The following is a 17,778-nucleotide window of genomic DNA, read 5'->3' as shown; positions in this document are numbered from 1 at the left end:
CCTAGTGCACGTGGGTGGCGAGCCAGGGCAGCACCTCGGCGCGCACCTGGTCGGGAGCCTTGATGAGCAGGGTGTGCTTCTGGCCGGGGACGACGACGTGCTTCGACTGCGGCAGCAGCCGCTCGGTGGCGGTCGCGAGCTCCTTGACCGCCGATTCGCCGCCGTACAGGCACAGGACGGGACAGTCGATCGTGGCGAGCGCCGCCGGGTCGGGCAGGTCACTCGCCGGCAGTTCCTCGCCGATGCTGGTCTGGGCGAGCAGGTCGGACGCGGCACGCATCCGCCGGGCCACCAGCGGGCGGCTCGCGGCCACCGCGTCGGCGTCCGCGAGCGTCTCGGCGGCCCGGGCGAGCCGGCGCGCCATCCGGGCGAACCACTCCCCGGTGGGCGGCGCCGACTCGATCGTGGCGATGCCGGCGACCGCGGCCGGGTGGCGGGCCGCGTACGCGAACGCGACCGTGCCCCCGAACGAGTTGCCGAACAGGTACACCGGGCCGTCGGTGCCCCAGTGCGCGAGCAGCGCCTCGAGATCGTCGACGAAGTCGGCCAGCCGGTAGCCGGACTCCGGCCGGGCGCTGCGGCCGTGACCGCGCAGGTCGTACAGCAGGACCCGCATGCCGGCCTCGGAGAGCGGGTGGGCCAGCGTCAGGAACCAGCTCGCCATGCTGTCCGAGGTCATGCCGTGGATCAGCACCACCGTGCCCCGGTGGGCGCCGATCGGCGGCACCTCCTCCACGTGCAGGGCGATCCCGTTCGCCCGGACCATGCTCATGACGTGGCCGGCACCTTCGCGAGCGAGTCGGCGATGTAGTCGACGAGCTGGCCGACGCGCAGCTCGCCCACCGACTCGACGTCCAGGCCCGAGACGAACAGCGCGAAGTTGACCGCGGTGCCGTAGCGGGCCTGCAGCCGCCCGGCCAGCGAGACGACGTCGATGCTCTCCATGCCGAGGTCGTCGCGGAAGGTGGTGTCCATGGTGATCTCGGCGTCGTCGCCGAAGTCGCCGAGCACGGAACGCAGCATCCCGGCGACGTCGGCGAGGATCGTGGCGGTCTGGTCGAGGGGCATGGCGGTGCTCCTTATTTCTGTGCGGTGGTGGTCCAGGCGACGACGTATCGGCGCGGCGGCAGCTCCGGCGGGTTCTCGATCTCCCGCCAGGCCACCGGGAAGACCCGGCCGCCGACGGTGACCGTGCCGGCGGCCAGCGAGACCTCGAAGCGGCGGGGCGCGCCGTCGAGCCCCGTGCCGAGCGCCTTGCCGACGGCCTCCTTCGCGGCCCAGAGCCGGGCGAAACTGCGGTCGTCGGTGAGCTGGGCGCGTTCGGCGTCGGTGAGCGCGTACCGGTAGGTGCTCTCCTCGCGCGGGGCGATCTCGATCACGTCGATGCCCACCTCCGCGCCCGCCGGGCCGGCGATCGCGACGCCGGCCTCGCCGGTGTGCGCGATCGACACCGCGCAGTCGACCAGGCCGCGGCCCGGTCGCAGCTGCACGTACGGGCGGCCGTTCGGCTCGTTGCGCACCGTCAGCTCGATCGGGTAGACGTCGGTGTGCCCGGCGTCCCACTGCCGGAACCGCACCGCGTCCTTGGCGGCGATCCGGCCCAGCATCCACTGGTTGCGGCGCGCGCCGGGCATCCGTTCGTACTCGACCGCTGCCTCGCCGCCGAGGATGCCGCGCGCCGCCATGCCGCGGGTGACCAGGTCGGTCCACGCGTCGAAGACGACCGTCCAGCCGCCGTCCTGGCGCTGGGACATCGGGTACTTCTCCGGGAACCGCTCGCAGGCCCGCGCGGTGGGGTGGCTGTCGAACCGCCGGTCGGTGGCGCCGTTGATCTGCGCCCACACCCGGCCGTTCACCGACAGCTGGGTGTCGGCGACGAGCTCACCGTCGGTGATCTTGCGGACCCGGGCGACGCAGTCGAACGCCGTGCCGGGCGCCGGCGGCGGCCCGTGGAACGTGACGTGGCGCAGCCCGACCGGCAGCGCCACCGTGCGGAACGGCTGGGTCGTGATGAGCCAGTTGCCGATGAGCTGCAGGGCGTTGTCGAGCAGCGCCCCGGGCGGCGTCGGCGCGGTGACGATCCCGCGCACGTGCATGTCGCCGAGCGCGTGGACGTCGGTGACGCCCTGGAACAGCGGACCGTGGAACATGAGGCGCTCGGCGTACATCTGCTCGGCGCTGACCGTCGGCGGGAACTCGGTCGCCGGGTCCTGCGTCCACGGCTTCTCGGCCGGCTCCGGGTAGGCGGCCGCCATCTCCACGGTGGAGCGGGCGTACCCGCCGAAGATGACGGTGACAGCGTTCGCACCGGACCGCTTGACCGTGATGTCGACCTTCTGCGGCGGCGCCGCGATCAGCCAGCGGTTGAACTTCGCGTCGCGCACCGTGACGGCCTTGAGGCCGGGCAGCGCCCGCTCGGCGGCATCCATCATGTGCTGCACCACGGTCGTCGCGGGCACCACCGGCCAGCGGTCCTCCACCCGCGGCCAGTCGTCCGGCTGCACGAAGAAGCAGTGGTCCCGCAGGTAGGGCATCGTCTCCACGGAGACGTCGAGGGTCGTTCTGAGGAGGACTTCCTCCGCTTCCTTCGACGGTACGGCTACCGGCCTCGCTGACACCGTCGATCCGTGCCCAGCGGTTACCGGCGGTGGTGCCGCAACCGGCCTCGCCGCCGGCGCCGTCGCCGCTCGCTGCCGCGGGATCGCCGGCGCGGCGGGCACCGGTGCGGGTTGCTGCCGCGGGATGACCGGTCGCTGCGCCGGGGGCGCGGCGCCCGCTTTCATGACCGTCACCGCGTCGCTGGCGGTCTCCTGCAGCAGCGCGGCCAGCTCGGCCGCGGCCTTCGACGTGCCCGCCATCCTGCTCAGCGCGGACAGCGCCGCGGTGTGCGCCTCGACGTTGCCCTGCACGGGCGCCGGCTGCGCGGACGCCAGCTGCGCGGACGCGGGCTGCGCGGGCGCGGGCTGCGCGGGCGCGGGCTGCGCCGACGCGGGCGCTTTTGTGGTGTCGGCCAGCCCGAGGATCCGGTCCGCGCCGTCTCCGAGCTTCACCAGCGGGCCGCCCAGGTTGAGGCGGACCGCCGGGCCCTTGCGCTCCGACGGCTCGGCCACCGCGTTCACCTTCGCCGCGGGCCGGTGCGCGGGTGCCGGGTTCAGGACGTCGAGATCGGGGTCGCCGCCGTCCACCCACAACGCCGTGGCGACCCGGCGCAGCTGGGCCAGGCCGTCGCGGCGCGACACGTTCACCGGCATCGCGAGGTGGTCGCGGTCGCGCAGGTTGTCGTCGATCAGCGAGGCCAGCTGACCGGCGCCCACCTGCAGGAACACGCGGATGCCGGCGTCGTACATCGCGCCGACCGTACGGCGGAACCGGACCGGCTCGATCATGTGGCGGATGAAGAGCTGATTGACCTCGTCCGGGTCCGACGGGAACGGCGCGGAGATCGTGCCCGACCACACCGGCACCTCGGTCGGGTGCACCTCCCAGCGGCCCAGCGCCGCGCCGATCGCCTGCAGCCCCTCGGCGAACACCGGCGTGTGGAACGCCGACCGGAACGGCAGCAGCTGACACAGGATCGTCCGCGCACGCAGGTCGTCGACCAGGCGCTGCACCTGCTCGCGGGGACCGTTCACCACGCACTGGTTGGGCGCGTTGTCGTGCGACAGGACCACGCCCGGGTAGCCGTCCAGCAGCGGCGTCACCGTCTCCATCGGGGCGCTGACCGCGGCGAACGCGTACCCGGAGACCTCCACGCTGTCGGCGTCGAAGATGCCGAGGAACGCGTCGACGCCCTGGGTGCTCATCTGCCCGGTGACCGCCGCGGCGGTCCACTCCCCGAGGCTGTGCCCGGCGACCGCGTCCGGGCGTACGTTCATCCGCCGCAACGCGGTGTCCAGCAGCTTGCCCACCTCGACCAGGCCGGAGCCGTGCTTGCCGAGGTCCTCGGCGGTCCACTCGCGGTGCGGCAGCCCGAAGTGGGCGGCGATGTCGGCGGTACGCGGCGCGAACTCCGCCTCCACGCCGGGGAACACGAACGCCAGCTTGCCGCCGCCCGGGCCGAGCAGCGGGCGCGGCGTGAACCACAGGTCGCGCCCGCCGCGCCACGCCTCGCCGCGCGCCACGATCTTGCGGGCGATGGCGAGGCGCTGGTCGGTGGGGTCGACGAGGCCGAGGCGTACCGGGCCACCGGTCCCGGGCCGGGCCAGGTCGCGGACATCGGGGCGCTCGAGCAGGCGGCCCATCTCCTCGACGGACGAGGCGGCGAGCCAGAGGATGCGCTCCGGCTCGGCGACCGTCACGGCGGCGGCGGACTCGTACTGCTCGACGATGACGTGCGCATTGACGCCGCCGAAGCCGAACGCGTTGACGCCGGCCCGGCGCGGTCCCTCGCTGCGCCACGGCTGCGCCGCCGGGATCGGCTGGAACCGGGTCTTCGCCATCTCCGCGCGAGGCTTCGTGACGTTCAGGGTCGGCGGCAGGACGCCGTGGTACACCGCGAGCGTCGCCTTGATGAGGCCGGCCACCCCGGCCGCCGGCATCGCGTGGCCGATCATCGACTTCACCGAGCCGATGACCGGCTTCTCGCCGCCGGCGTACGGCCCGAACACCTCGGCCACGGAGGTCAGCTCCGCCGCGTCGCCGGTCGGGGTCGCCGTGCCGTGCGCCTCGAGCAGGCCCAGGGCGTCCGGGGCGGTCGGGTCGAGCCCGGCCATCTCCCAGGCGCGCCGGATCGCCAGGACCTGGCCGGAGCTGGCGGGGTTGAACATGCTCGCCGAGCGGCCGTCGCTGGAGGTACCGCTGCCGCGGATGACGCCGTACACCCGGTCGCCGTCGCGCTCGGCGTCGGCCAGCCGCTTGAGCACCACCATGCCGGTGCCCTCGCCGATCAGCACGCCGTCCGCGTCGGCGTCGAACGGGCGGATGTCGCCCTTGCGGCTCAGCGCCTGCAGCTGGCTGAACACCGACCAGAAGCTGATGTCGTGCACGTGGTGCACGCCGCCGGCCAGCACCGCGTCGAGCCGGCCGTTGTCCAGCTCGGTCATGCCCTGGTCGACGGCGATCAGCGAGGACGCGCACGCCGCGTCGATCGTGTACGCCGGCCCGCGCAGGTTCAGCCGGTTCGCGACCCGGGACGCGGCCAGGTTCGGCACCAGCCCGATCGTGCCCTCGGGCTGGTGCTTGCCGAGCCGCTCGTCGATGCGGTCCCGCAGCAGCTCGAGACGGTCCTCACCGAGGTCCGGCATGAGCTCGCGGAGCACGCTGATGACCTGGCTGGCCATGCGCACCTTGTTGGCGTACCGGGACGCGGCGGGGTTGAGCAGGCCGCCGCGGCCCAGGATCACGCCGATCCGGTCGGCGTCGGGCAGCCGCTGCGCGCCGCCCGCGTCCGCGATCGCCGCCGCCGCCACCTCGAGCGCGATGAGCTGGTCCGGCTCGATGTCGCCGACCGAGTTGGGCATGATGCCGAACTTCAGCGGCTCGAAGACGGCCTGGTCGTCGAGGAACCCGCCGCGGCGCGTGTAGAGCCGGTCGGGGCGGTGCGCGTTGTCCGGGTCGTAGAACAGCGCGTCGAAGCGGTCCTCGGGGACATCGGTGATCATGTCCTTGCCGTTGACCAGGTTCTGCCAGTACTGGTCGAGGGTGGCGGCGCCCGGGAAGATCGCCGCCATCCCCACGATGGCGATCGGCTGCACGGCGCCTACCAGCCCGACGCGGTGAGCACGACCGACGGGTTGCCGCCCCACGCGAGTTCGCGCAGGAGGCTCATCGCGCCCTCCTCGGGGTCGATGAGGCCGATGCCGCGGCGGGCGTACTCGGCGGTCAGCTCCGGCGTCACCATGCCGCCGTGCTGCCCGACCGGCGCCCACGGACCCCAGTGCACGGTCAGCGCGCGCCGCCCGGTGGCCTGCGACCAGCGGGTGCCCATCGCGTCGAGAGCGTCGTTGGCCGCGGCGTAGTCGCTCTGGCCACGGTTGCCGTACGCGGCCGCGATGCTGCCGAACATCACCACGAACTTCGGCGCGGCGCCGCACGCGTCGAGCGCCTCCAGCACCGACCGGGCGCCGTCCACCTTGGTGCGGAACACCCGCTCGAAGGAGGCCGGGTCCTTGTCGCCGATGAGCTTGTCCTCGATGATGCCGGCCGCGTAGACCAGGCCGTCGAGGCGGCCGTGCTCGTCGTGGATCCGCTTGATCAGCCGGCGGGTCGCCTCGTCGTCGCGGACGTCGAGCGAGTGGTAGCGCACCTCGGCGCCGAGCTCGCTCAGCTCCGCCACGGTCGCGTTGACCTCACGGGCGGCGAGGATCGCCGACGCCGCCCGGTCGATGTCGGCCGGTGAGCGCATGCCGCGCCGGGCCAACGCCGCCCGCAGCGCCGCCTTGTCGCCGGCCGCGGCCAGCTCCGGGTCCTCGTCGGTCTGCGGCAGCGGGGTGCGCCCGACCAGCTCGATCCGGCAGCGGGAGGCGGCGGCGACCGTACGGGCGAACCACGGCGTGATCCCCCGCGCCCCGCCGATCAGCACCACCACCGCGTCCTGGTCGAGCCCGATCGCGCGGGCCTCGGCCACGCCGTCACCGGCCGGTCCCGCCCCGCCATCGGCGAGCACCCCGAGGCCGCTCTCGGTGAGCCGACCGATGAGGCGGCCCTCCGCACGGCGGTACACGACAGGCGCCGTGGAGGCGTCGTGCACCTCCTCCATCAGCGCACCGGCGAGGTCGTCGGCGGAGGTCTGCGCGGGCATCTCGACGTAGCGGGCGACCGTCTCCGGATACTCCCGGGCGATCGTGCGGAACAGCCCGGTCAGACCGTCCGTCCGGGCGTCGCCCGATTCGGGGCCGGCGGCGATGACCCAGCGCGCCCCGCCGGTGAGGGCGTTCTTGAGGAACCCGAACCCGTCCGGCAGCAGCGGGCCGGAGCCCTCGGTGAGCCCGTCGAGCAGGATGATGCCGTCGGCGCCGGCCGGGTCGTCCGCGAGCGTTCCGGTCGCCGCGGTCACGCCGGCTTCGCTGAGCAGCTCGGCGAGCCGTACGCCGGCAGCCCCGCCACCGGTGATCAGAAAGCGGGAACCGGTCAGGTCCGCTCCGGCCGTCCCGGCCGGGGTGGCGGGCTCGAGGCGGGCGACGAGCCGCTGCGGCGCGATGCCCAGCCGGGGCGGTGCCTCGCTCTCCTCGGCCCTGACCTCTAACGCCGCGACAGCCTGCGCCGGGGCGGCAGACGCGTTGATCTTCGTGTCGAGCCAGCCCACCATCGCGCGGACGGTCCGGGCCTTGACCAGGTCCTCCAGCTCGGACTCGTCGCCCTCGACGGCGAGACCCAGCCGGTCGGCAACCTCGCCGGCCACCTCCGCGCGCTTGATGGAGTCGACGCTGAGATCGGCCTCGAGGTCCAGGTCGAGCTCGATGAGCTCCTCCGGGTAACCGGTGCGCTCGCTGATGACGGCGAGAACCGCGGCCTGGACGTCGATCGCGGGAGCCGCCGCAGCAGGCGCCGTGATCGCCGCGGTGACGGGGGCCGCCGCTACCGGGGCCGTCGTGTTGATCTTGGAGTCGAGCCAGCCCACCATCGCGCGGACGGTCCGGGCCTTGACCAGGTCCTCCAGCTCGGACTCGTCACCCTCCACCGCCAGGCCGAGCCGGTTGGCGACCTCGCCGGCCACCTCGGCCCGCTTGATGGAGTCGACGCTCAGGTCCGCCTCGAGGTCCAGGTCGAGCTCGATGAGCTCCTCCGGGTAGCCCGTGCGCTCGCTGATGACGGAGAGCACGGCGCCCTGGACGTCGATGCCGGGTGTCGCCACCGCCGGCTGCGGAGCGAGCACCGCCTCCGTCTCGGCCACCGTCGGGTAGTGCACGCCGGCGGAGGCCATCACCGGCGCCGGGGACACCGGCGCGGCCATCGGGGCGGCCGCCGCGACCGGTACGGGCGCCAGCGCCGGCGTCTCCCCCGGCTGCCACACGAGCCGCCCACCGGAACCGTCCCCGCCCAGGAACGCCAGCAGCACGTCCCGCTGGGTCGCGATGAGGTCCCGGCTGGTCCGCAGGAACTCGCTGACCAGCTCGCTGCGACTGTCGCGGACGCCCTCGGGCCCCGGCGCTGCGGTCATCGTCACTTCTCCGATCTCGATGCGCCGGGCGGGGGTCATCCCGCCGGGCAGGCACTGTCCGTTGCCGTCGCGCACCACCTGGCCGTCGACGGTCCAGATGGGGCGGTTGCTCGCCGGCGCGGCCGGGTCACCGGCGTCGCGACCCGCGAAAAGCCAGCTGGTCTGCACGGGAACTCCGGCGCAGGCCAGCTCGGCGGCGGCGGTGAGCAGGGCACGCAGGCCCTGCCCGGGTCGGCCGTCGACGGTGACGACCAGGTGCGGGCGGTCGCCGAGCACCGCGTCCACCAGTCCGGTGAGCACGTGGCCCGGGCCGGCCTCGACGAAGATGCGGGCGCCGGCGGCGTACATCGCCTCGATCTGCTCGACGAAGCGGACCGGCGAGCCGATCTGCCCGGCGAGACCCTCGCGCACGGCGGCGGCGTCCGCCGGGTACGGCTCCGCGCTGCGGTTCGACCACACCGGGAACGCCGGCGCGCCGATCTCCCGGGTGGCGAGCACGCCGGCGAAGCTGTCGGAGCCGCCGGCAACGACGGGGCTGTGGAACGCGGCCGCCACCGGGATCCCCCGGGCGCGCAGCCCGGCCTCCTTGAGCGCGGCCGTCGCCCGCTGGATCGCCTCGGTCGGTCCCGAGATGACGACCTGCGTCGGCGCGTTGTGGTTGGCGAGCACCACGTCACCGCTCAGCCCGGCCGCGGCCAGCACGGCGGAGATCTGCTCGGCGGTGCCGCTCACCGCGGCCATCGTGCCGGGGTCGTCCCCCGCGGCGGCGAGGATGGCGGCGGCCCGCTCGCGGCTCAGGTCCAGCAGCGTGGCCGGGTCGAAGGCGCCCGCCGTGCACAGCGCCACGAGCTCGCCGTAGCTGTGCCCGCCGGCCATGTCGGGGCGTACGCCGAGGCGCCGCAGGACGTGGTCGGCGGCCAGACCACCGATGCCCAGCACGGGCTGCGCGACGCGGGTGTCGCGTACCCGGTCCTGCTGGGCCTTCTCGGTCTCCTCGTCGAACGCCGTCGGCGGGAACAGCAGGTCCGCCCACTCCCGGCCGAGCTCGAGGTACTCGTGGAGCTCCGGGAAGGCGACGAACAGGTCGGACAGCGCGCCGGGTTTCTGACTGCCCTGGCCCGGGAACAGGAAGGCGACCTTCCCCTGACCTTCGGCCGTGGGCGGCTGGATGAGACCGGTACGCGGGTCGTGCTCGCCGTTCAACGCCCGGCGCAGCAGCCCGGCCAGGTCGTCCACGTCGGACGCCACGACGGCGATGCGCACCGGTCCGGTCCGCGGGTCCGACTCACGCGCGGCCGCGGCGGCGAGGTCCCGCAGCCGGCCGCTGCCCTGAAGCTTGTCGAGCAGCTTCTGCACGCCGCGCCGGGCCGTCTCGACCGTCGCGCCGCGGAACAGGAACAGCTCGGCCGGCCACTGCTGACGGGTGTGCCGTGGGTCCGCGGTGGCGGCGTGCGCGCCGAGCACCACGTGGAAGTTCGTGCCGCCGAAGCCGAACGCGCTGACGCCGGCGTACCGCTCCTCGGCCGGCGCGGACCAAGGCCGGGTCTCGGTGTGGAAGGCGAACGGGCTGGACTCCGGGCTCCACGCCGGGTTCGGCCGGGTGAGGCCGATCGTCGGCGGCTTCACGCCGGTGTGCAGCGACAGCGCCGCCTTGATGACGCCAGCCATGCCGGCCGCGCACTTGGTGTGGCCGATCTGCGACTTCACCGAGCCCAGCACCGCCGAGCCCGGGCGGGCGCCGTTCTCGGTGAAGAGCCGGGTCAGCGTCTCCAGCTCCGTACGGTCACCGACGACCGTCCCGGTGCCGTGCGCCTCGACCAGGCCCACCTCGCTCGGGGAGATGCCCGCGCCGGCGTACGCCCGGTCGAGCGCCCGCCGCTGCCCCTCGGCGCGCGGCGCGGTCAGGCCCAGCGCCCGGCCGTCGCTGGCGCCACCGAGACCCTTGATCACGGCGTACACGCGGTCGCCGTCGCGTTCGGCGTCCGAGAGCCGCTTGAGCACCACGGCCGCCACGCCCTCGCCCAGCGCGATGCCGTCGCCGGTGCTGTCGAAGGTGCGGCAGCGGCCGGTCGGGGAGAGCGCGTGCGCCGAGGTGAACATCAGGTAGTCGTTGATGCCGTTGTGCAGGTCGGCACCGCCGCAGATCATCAGGTCGCTGTCGCCGGCGCGCAGTTCCTTGCAGGCCGAGTCCATCGCGGCCAGCGACGAGGCGCACGCGGCGTCCACGGTGTAGTTGGGGCCGCCCAGATCGAGGCGGTTGGCCACCCGGCCGGCGATGACGTTGGCCAGCACGCCCGGAAACGTGTCCTCGGTGACGGTGGGCAGCAGATTCTCCATCTGCTCCGGGACCTCGCCGAGGTAGCCGGGCAGCAGCGTCCGCAGCGTCTGCGTCTGGCTCATGTCGCTGCCGGCCTCGGCGCCGAACACCACGCCGGTACGCGCGTGGTCGAAGCCCGAGTCGTACGCGTACCCCGCGTCCACCAGCGCCCGGTGCGAGATCTCCAGCGCGAGCAGCTGCGTCGGGTCGATGCTGGCCAGCGCGGCCGGCGGGATGCCGTACTTGATCGCGTCGAACGGCACGGGGTCGATGAAGCCGCCCCACTTGGAGACGGTGATCCGGCCGGCCTGCCCGGGGCCCACCTCGGGCGCGTAGTACGTGTCCGCGTCCCACCGGTCGGCCGGCACCTCGCCGACCCGGTCGGCGCCGGTCAGCACGGTCTCCCAGAAGCTGGAAAGGTCGGGCGAGCCGGGGAAGACGCAGGCCATGCCGACGATCGCGATGTCCAGCGGGTCGGCGACCTCGGCCTCGAGCACCGGGTCGAGGCCCAGGTCCACGCGCAGCCCGGCGACCCGGTCGGCGTGCACGGCGGCGGCCGCGGTGGTCACCTGGGCGTGCAGCCCGGCGATCGTCGTGGCGGTGTCGCGCAGCACGGCGACCTGGCCGGCCATGAACAGGCCCTCGGCGGCCTGGGTGGCCTCGTCCACGGTGACCAGCTGGTCGCCGTCGCGGGTCAGGCCCTTGCTGGCGATGCGCAGCCGGCCCACGTTGAGCATCTCCAGCTGCTCCCAGACGACCCGGTTCTCCACGCCGGCACCCTCGAGCTGCTCGCGCAGGTCGTGGAAGTCGTCGACGAAGCCGGACTGCAGGCACCGGGTCGCGTGGCCGGGTGCGGTCTCCAGCAGCGCGGTGCTCGTCGCCTCGATCGCCTGCTGCTGGAACAGCGGCTGGATCGCGCCGTGGGTCACGGCCTCCTCGGTGAACAGGTACGCCGTACCCATGAGCACGCCGACCTGGGCGCCGCGACGGGTGAGCGGACCGGCCATCGCGGCCACCATCGCCGCCGACCGCTCGTCGTGGATGCCGCCGGCGAAGAAGATCTGCAGCTCCGCGGCCGTCTCGGCGGTACGGCCGGCGAGGAACTCCTCCAGCACACCCAGCTGCGCCTCCCACAGCGGGAAGCTGGCGCGCGGGCCGACGTGGCCGCCGCACTCCGCGCCCTCGAAGATGAACTTGCGCGAGCCCGCCTGCAGGAACTGCTTGAGCAGCCCGGGCGACGGCACGTGCAGGAACGAGCTGATGCCGTCCGCCTCGAGGCCCTTGGCCTGGGCGGGGCGGCCACCGGCGATGATCGCGACCTTCGGGCGGATCTCGCGGATGACCTCGATCTGAGCGGCACGCAGCTGCTCGGGGGCGAACCCGAGCACGCCCACGCCCCACGGCCGGTCACCCAGCGCGGCGGCGGCCTCGGTGAGCATCCGCCGCGTCTGCTCGGCGTTCGCGAGCGCGAGCGCGATGAACGGCAGGCCGCCCCGGTCGGCCACCGACTCGGCGAACCCGGCGACGTCGCTCACCCGGGTCATCGGGCCCTGGGCGACGGGCAGGTCGACGCCGAGCGTACGGGCCAGCGGCGCCCCCGGGCTGAGCACGTCACCGGCGTCCGCGTGCTCCAGGGCCCGCAGGATCGAGTCGCGGACACCCCGTACGGCGGCGGGCGTGTCGGCGTACCGGCGGGCGAAGTCGGCGGCGAGCCAGCCGTCCTGCCCGACGGAGAGCAGCGCGCCGTCGCTCTCGAGGCCACGCAGGCCATCGCGCAGCACGGTCTCGGTGCCGTCCATCCGGCGGATCGCGGAGCGCGCGGCGTCCGACACAGTGGACTCCGGCAGCAGCGTCAACTGGGTGTCGAGCAGCACGCCCGCTGCCCCGCCGACGACGCAGGCGGCCGCGGTGTACGGCCCCACGCCCCCGGCCACCCACACCGGCACGTCGAGCCCTGCGAGGTTCTGGAGCAGCACGAACGCGCTCAGCTCGCTGACCCGCCCGCCGGACTCCATGCCCCGCGCGACGAGCCCGTGCGCGCCCGCGGCGATGGCGGCACGCGCCTCGTCCAGAGTGGTCACTTCGGCGTACACGCCGTAGCGCTCGGCCAGCGCCGTGAGGTCCCAGCCGGCGTCCGCGGCCACGATCATCAGGTCGACCGCGTCCCCGCCCGCGCGCTCCACGTCGGACGGTGTGGCGGCGCAGGCGGCGGTGACCCGCACGCCCATGCCGTCGCGCGCCCGGCGTGCCGCGCGGGTCAGCAACCGCAGCGTCCACGGGTCACCCGCGCCCAGGTCGAGGATGCCGACCCCGCCGGCCCGCGCCGCCGCGGTGACCTGGTGCGGGCTCGGTTCGAGCGCTGCGCCGCCGCTCACGGCAAGGACCAGTGACCTCGTGTGTCGCTCTGTCTTCATCGGACTCCCGCCTCGTCGTTCGGACACGGTTGCACAGCCGGGCAAGGGCATGGGGGAGGAAAGAATGTCGATACGTGAATGTTGCTCGACAGCGGACGCTATCGATCTCTAGTTACGAACGCGTTACACCTTCTCGATGGAAAAAGTGCAGAATCTTTCGTCCACGGTGCCGTAATCGCCCGTGTTCGCCCGGGTCACGACGGGGGACCGAAGAATTTTCGCGCTGTTGACCTATGGCGTGGATCTCAGTGCGCAACGTGACGAGATATGACAGCGGAAACGGCCGGGTGACCCTTTCCGCTGCCCCTTCGCACCCGGGTTGCCCCTTCGCGCAAGGTTGCGGGGACCGCGCGGACCGGCGCGTCCTGGCAGGATGTGGAAGTGACCGACCCTGAGGCTGGCCGCCGCCGCGGCTCGCGCGTCCGCATGACCGCCACCCAGCGGCGCGAGCAACTCATCGCCATCGGGCGGCAGCTGTTCGCCGAACGCGGCTACGACGGGACGTCCGTGGAAGAGGTGGCGGCCCGGGCGAAGGTCTCCAAGCCGGTCGTCTACGAGCACTTCGGCGGTAAGGAAGGCCTGTACGCGGTGGTCGTCGACCGCGAGGTGCGCGCCCTGCTCGACCGCATCACCACCGCGCTGACCGCGGGGCACCCCCGCGAGCTGCTGGAACAGGCGGCGCTGGCCCTGCTCGACTACATCGAACAGGAGCCGCACGGCTTCCGCGTGCTGGTCCGCGAGTCACCGGTCCTGCAGTCGGCGGGCAACTTCTCCAGCGTGATGAACGACGTGGCGCACCAGGTCGAGCACATCCTCGGCGCCGAGTTCACCTCCCGCGGCCTCGACCCGAAGTTCGCCGAGCTCTACTCGCAGGCCCTGGTCGGCATGGTGGCGCTCGTCGGCCAGTGGTGGCGGGAGGCACGCAAACCGAAGAAGGAGGTCGTGGCGGCGCACCTGGTCAACCTGGCCTGGCACGGCCTGTCCAACCTCGAGGCGAAACCCACCCCGCTGACCCGTACGAAGCGCTGAGCCGGGCTCAGCCCCGGTCGCCAACCTTGCCGTAGAGCCCCGCGGTGAGCACGACGAGGCCGATCAACGTCAGAACAATGACATTGACCATGGAGACGTTGAGGACGTTCGCCTCGGTCTGCAGGAACGCCAGCAACACCATCGCGTACGCGATCAGCGCCCAGCCGAGCACCACGTTGACCCGGTGGTGCACGTTGCCACCGAGCAGCACGGCCGCCAGCACCGCGAGGCCGACCAGCGTGGACAGCCAGGCGGTGGCCGGGTTGGTCCGCAGCCCCAGCACCCAGTCGGAGCCGCGGTGCAGGAACGGTTCACCCCAGGTCATGGCGACGCCGAGCACCCCGAAGAGGGTGAGGTAGAGCCCGGCGGCGCCGGCGAGGAAGCGGTACGGCTGACGGAGATGGTGGTCGAGGGGGTAGTGAGCCATCAGGCGTTCTGCGCCTCGCGCTCCTGACGCGGCGCACCGGCCCGCGACGGCGGCGCAACCTTGCTGTACTGCCCCGCCATGATGAGCACCAGGGCGAGGAGCCAGGTGACGACGACCGTCGCGACGCTCCAGTCCAGGAAGTTGGCGTCCGTACGCAGCACCGCGAGCTCGTACGCCCCGACGCCGACCAGGCCCCAGCCGAAGTACTTGTCCACCACGGTGTCGGAGTTACGCCCGAGCACGGCGGCGGCCAGCACGATCGCGCCGACGAGCAGCGCGACGATCGACCAGAACATGTTGGCCCGCTGGCCCAGCACCAGGCCGCCGTCGTTGCCGAAGAGGCCCTCACCGGCGTTGACGATGATGCCCACGATCCCGAAGACGATGAAGTAGACGCCGGTCAGCGCGCCCAGGGCGCGGTAGATCGGCCGCAGGGGGTGGTTGACCGGAGTGTGCGCCATGGTGTCCCGTCTCCCAAGCTCGGTAGATGTCGAGGTGATTCTCGCGCATCGGGTGGACGGGCGCAGGAGCACCCCCGGATCAAGCCTCGGGCACCTGTTCGGCCAGCTCCAGCCAGGCCTCCTCGACCTGTGCCCGCTCCGCCTGCACGGCCTTCAGCTGCGCGTCCAGCTCCATGATCTTGTCGTAGTCGCTGCCGTGCTCGGCCAGCCCTTCGTTGATCTTCACGATCCGGTCCTCGAGCTTGGCGAGCTGCCGCTCCAGCCGGCCCAGGTCCTTCTTCGCCGCCCGCAGCTCCGCCGCCGACATGCCACTGCTCTCGGCCGGCACCGGGGACGCGGCCACCGGCAGGACGGAGGTCACGGGCGTGCCCGCCGCGCGCGCCAGATACTCGTCGATGCCGCCCGGCAGGTGCACCAGGCGGCCGTCGCCGAACATCCCGTACGCGGTGTCGGTGACTCGTTCGACCAGGTAGCGGTCGTGGCTGGCGACCACCATCGTGCCCGGCCACGAGTCGAGCAGGTCCTCCAGCGACGCGAGGGTGTCGGTGTCCAGGTCGTTGGTCGGCTCGTCGAGCAGCAGCACATTCGGCTCGGTGGCGAGCAGACGCAGCATCTGCAGCCGCCGCCGCTCACCGCCGGACAGGTCGCTCACCGGCGTCCAGATGCGCTTGTCGGTGAAGCCGAACACCTCGGCGAGCTGCCCCGCGGACAACTCCCGGTCGCCCAGCTTGACGCGCTTGGCCACCTCCTCGACGGCCTCGAGCAGCCGCAGGTGGCCCGGCAGCTCCTTGAGCTCCTGGGACAGGAAGGCCGCCCGTACGGTCGAACCCGTGACCAGCCGCCCGCCGTCCGGGGTGCTGACCCCGGCGAGCAGGCGCAGCAGCGTGGTCTTGCCCGCGCCGTTGGCGCCGAGGATGGCGATCCGGTCGCCGGGCCCCACCTGCCAGGTCAGGTCGTCCAGGATCGTCTTCGGGCCGGCCTTGAGCGTCACGCCCTCGAGGTCGTACACCTGCTTGCCCAGCCGGCTGGTCGCGAGCCGCTGCAGGCTCACCTTGTCGCGGACCGGCGGTACGTCGGCGATCAGCGCGTTCGCCGCGTCGATGCGGAACTGCGGCTTCGAGGTGCGCGCGGGCGGCCCCCGGCGCAGCCAGGCGATCTCCTTGCGCAGCAGGTTCTGCCGGCGCGCCTCGACCGACGCGGCGATCCGCTGGCGTTCCGCGCGGGCGAGGATCCAGGCCGCATAGCCACCCTCGTACGTGTGCACCTGCTCGTCCACGACCTCCCAGGTCGCGGTGCAGACGGCGTCGAGGAACCAGCGGTCGTGGGTGACGACCACCAGCGCGCCCCGCCGGCCGAGCAGGTAGCGGGCCAGCCAGTCCACGCCGGCCACGTCGAGATGGTTGGTGGGCTCGTCGAGGATCAGCAGGTCGGATTCGCGCACCAGCAGCGCGGCGAGGGCGACCCGGCGGCGTTCGCCACCGGACATCGGCCCGACCGGGGACTCCAGCCCGAGATAGCCCATCCCCAGGCCCTCGAGGATCTCGCGTACGCCTGAGTCGCCGGCCCACTCGTGCTCGGCGCCCATCCCCTCGGCGAGCCAGGCGGTGCCCAGCACGACGTCGCGGACGGTGGCGCCCGGCGCCAGCGTGAGGTTCTGCGGGAGGGCGGCGACGCGCACGTCCCGCCGGTGCGTGACGCGCCCGGAGTCCGGCTCCTCCGACTTGGCGAGCATGCGCAGCAGGGTCGACTTCCCGGCGCCGTTGAGGCCGACGATGCCGACCCGGGCGTCGTCGTCCAGCCCGAGGGAGACGTCGGTGAGCAGCTGACCGGCGGCGCCGTAACCCTTGTTGACCCGGTCCAGATTGACGATGTTGGCCACGATGCTCCCCAGCCTATCCCGGCGCCCGACCCGCACCCGCACGGCCGGTCGGGCCACCCGGTCCGGCCCGGCCCCGGTCAGCGTGCGCCGCACGGGCGGCAGGCCCGCCCGCTCAGGTGCCGACTCGCTCAGGTGACGGGGCGAGAGGCCCGCCCGCTCAGGTCGCGCGGGCTCCCGGCATCGGGCCGCGGGCGGGCACGGCCGCCCGGCAGACGCCGGACGCGGCCAGCTCCGCCGCCACGTGCTGCGCGTGCCCGCCGTCGGTTGCCAGGAACACGCAGGTCGGCCCCGAGCCCGAGACGATGCCGGCGACCGCGCCGGCCTGCTCGCCGGCCTTCAGCACGTCGGCCAGGGCGGGCCGCAGCGACAGCGCCGCGGCCTGCAGGTCGTTGGCGAGAGCCGCGCCCAGCACCTCGGGCCTGCGCTGGCGCAGAGCCGCCATGAGAGCGTCCGGGCTGTCCAGCGCCGGGGGTGAGGCGGCCGAGCCGCGAAGCCGGTCGAGCTCCCGGTAGACCGCCGGGGTGGACAGCCCGCCGTCGGCGATCGCCACCACCCAGTGCCAGGTCGTCGGGCGGGCCAGGACCGGGTTGACCACCTCGCCGTGCCCGGTGCCGAGGGCGGTGCCGCCGTGCAGCAGGAACGGCACGTCCGAGCCCAGCTCCGCGCCGATCTCGGCGAGCTCGTCCTTGGTGAAGCCGGTCCCCCACAGCAGGTCGCAGGCCAGCAGGGTGGCCGCGGCGTCCGCGCTGCCACCGGCCAGCCCGCCGGCCAGCGGGATGGACTTGCGCAGGTGCAGGCGCGCGTGGGCGGGAACCCGGGCCGCGCGGGCCAGCGCCCGGGCCGCCCGGATGATCAGGTTGCTCTCGTCCAGCGCCAGCTCGCCGGCGCCCTCGCCCTCCATGGTCAGCGCGAGGGTGTCGCCGCGGCGCGCGGTCAGCTCGTCGAAGAGGCTGATCGCGTGGTAGACGGTGTTCAGCTCGTGGAAGCCGTCGGGGCGCACCGGGCCGACGCCCAGATGCAGGTTGATCTTGGCCGGCACCCGCACCTTGACCGGGCCCGCGGACGGGCGAGGCTTGTCGTCGTCCGGACCCCACGCCTCCGTCACGAAGCGACGCCCAGACCGGCGGACCCGATCGTCAGGAGCGCGCCCTTC

At 73.5% G+C, this 17,778-nt stretch carries 9 protein-coding genes; 1 reads left to right on the top strand and 8 read right to left on the bottom strand.

Features of this window, described 5'->3' with window-relative positions; all coding sequences use genetic code 11:
• Nucleotide 1 precedes the first annotated feature (1 nt).
• Genes IT780_RS06680 through IT780_RS06665 form a run of 4 tightly spaced genes read right to left on the bottom strand, consistent with a single transcriptional unit; the run spans nt 2 to nt 12,829 of the window.
• Nucleotides 2-772 carry an alpha/beta fold hydrolase gene (locus IT780_RS06680; protein ID WP_199510505.1) on the bottom strand — a complete coding sequence of 257 codons (771 nt, stop codon included), beginning with the start codon at nt 770-772 and terminating at the stop codon, nt 2-4.
• The gene (locus tag IT780_RS06675; RefSeq protein WP_199510504.1) at nt 769-1,068 is read right to left on the bottom strand and encodes an acyl carrier protein; all 300 of its coding nucleotides are present in this window, start codon (nt 1,066-1,068) and stop codon (nt 769-771) included. Before IT780_RS06675 ends, IT780_RS06680 begins: the two co-directional genes overlap by 4 nt.
• An 11-nt stretch (nt 1,069-1,079) precedes the next feature.
• Complete coding sequence (locus IT780_RS42580; RefSeq protein WP_199510503.1) at nt 1,080-5,693, bottom strand: type I polyketide synthase; 4,614 nt, start codon at nt 5,691-5,693, stop codon at nt 1,080-1,082.
• 5 nt (nt 5,694-5,698) lie between these two features.
• Complete coding sequence (locus IT780_RS06665; protein WP_199510502.1) at nt 5,699-12,829, bottom strand: type I polyketide synthase; 7,131 nt, start codon at nt 12,827-12,829, stop codon at nt 5,699-5,701.
• A gap of 426 nt (nt 12,830-13,255) precedes the next feature.
• Here IT780_RS06665 and IT780_RS06660 point away from each other — a divergent pair, with 426 nt between their 5' ends.
• Nucleotides 13,256-13,858, top strand: coding sequence for a TetR/AcrR family transcriptional regulator (locus IT780_RS06660; RefSeq protein ID WP_199510805.1), 603 nt, complete (start codon nt 13,256-13,258; stop codon nt 13,856-13,858).
• Between the two features lie 7 nt (nt 13,859-13,865).
• Here IT780_RS06660 and IT780_RS06655 read toward each other — a convergent pair whose 3' ends face one another.
• From IT780_RS06655 to IT780_RS06640, 4 genes are all read right to left on the bottom strand, one after another.
• Entirely contained in the window at nt 13,866-14,285 is a 420-nt protein-coding gene (locus IT780_RS06655; RefSeq protein ID WP_199510501.1) for a DUF4383 domain-containing protein, read from the bottom strand.
• Complete coding sequence (locus tag IT780_RS06650) at nt 14,285-14,746, bottom strand: DUF4383 domain-containing protein (RefSeq protein WP_199510500.1); 462 nt, start codon at nt 14,744-14,746, stop codon at nt 14,285-14,287. The genes IT780_RS06655 and IT780_RS06650 overlap by 1 nt, the downstream gene beginning before the upstream one ends.
• 79 nt (nt 14,747-14,825) lie before the next feature.
• Nucleotides 14,826-16,625, bottom strand: coding sequence for an ABC-F family ATP-binding cassette domain-containing protein (locus IT780_RS06645; RefSeq protein ID WP_199510499.1), 1,800 nt, complete (start codon nt 16,623-16,625; stop codon nt 14,826-14,828).
• Nucleotides 16,626-16,782: 157 nt separating this feature from the next.
• Nucleotides 16,783-17,730 carry a 4-(cytidine 5'-diphospho)-2-C-methyl-D-erythritol kinase gene (locus tag IT780_RS06640; RefSeq protein ID WP_199510498.1) on the bottom strand — a complete coding sequence of 316 codons (948 nt, stop codon included), beginning with the start codon at nt 17,728-17,730 and terminating at the stop codon, nt 16,783-16,785.
• Nucleotides 17,731-17,778: the final 48 nt, after the last annotated feature.

Origin of the sequence: Nucisporomicrobium flavum, assembly GCF_016464385.1 — a bacterium.
Lineage (GTDB): Bacteria > Actinomycetota > Actinomycetes > Mycobacteriales > Micromonosporaceae > Actinoplanes > Actinoplanes flavus_A.
Note: the sequence above shows the minus strand (reverse complement) of the source record. Positions and strands in the feature narration are given on the sequence as shown.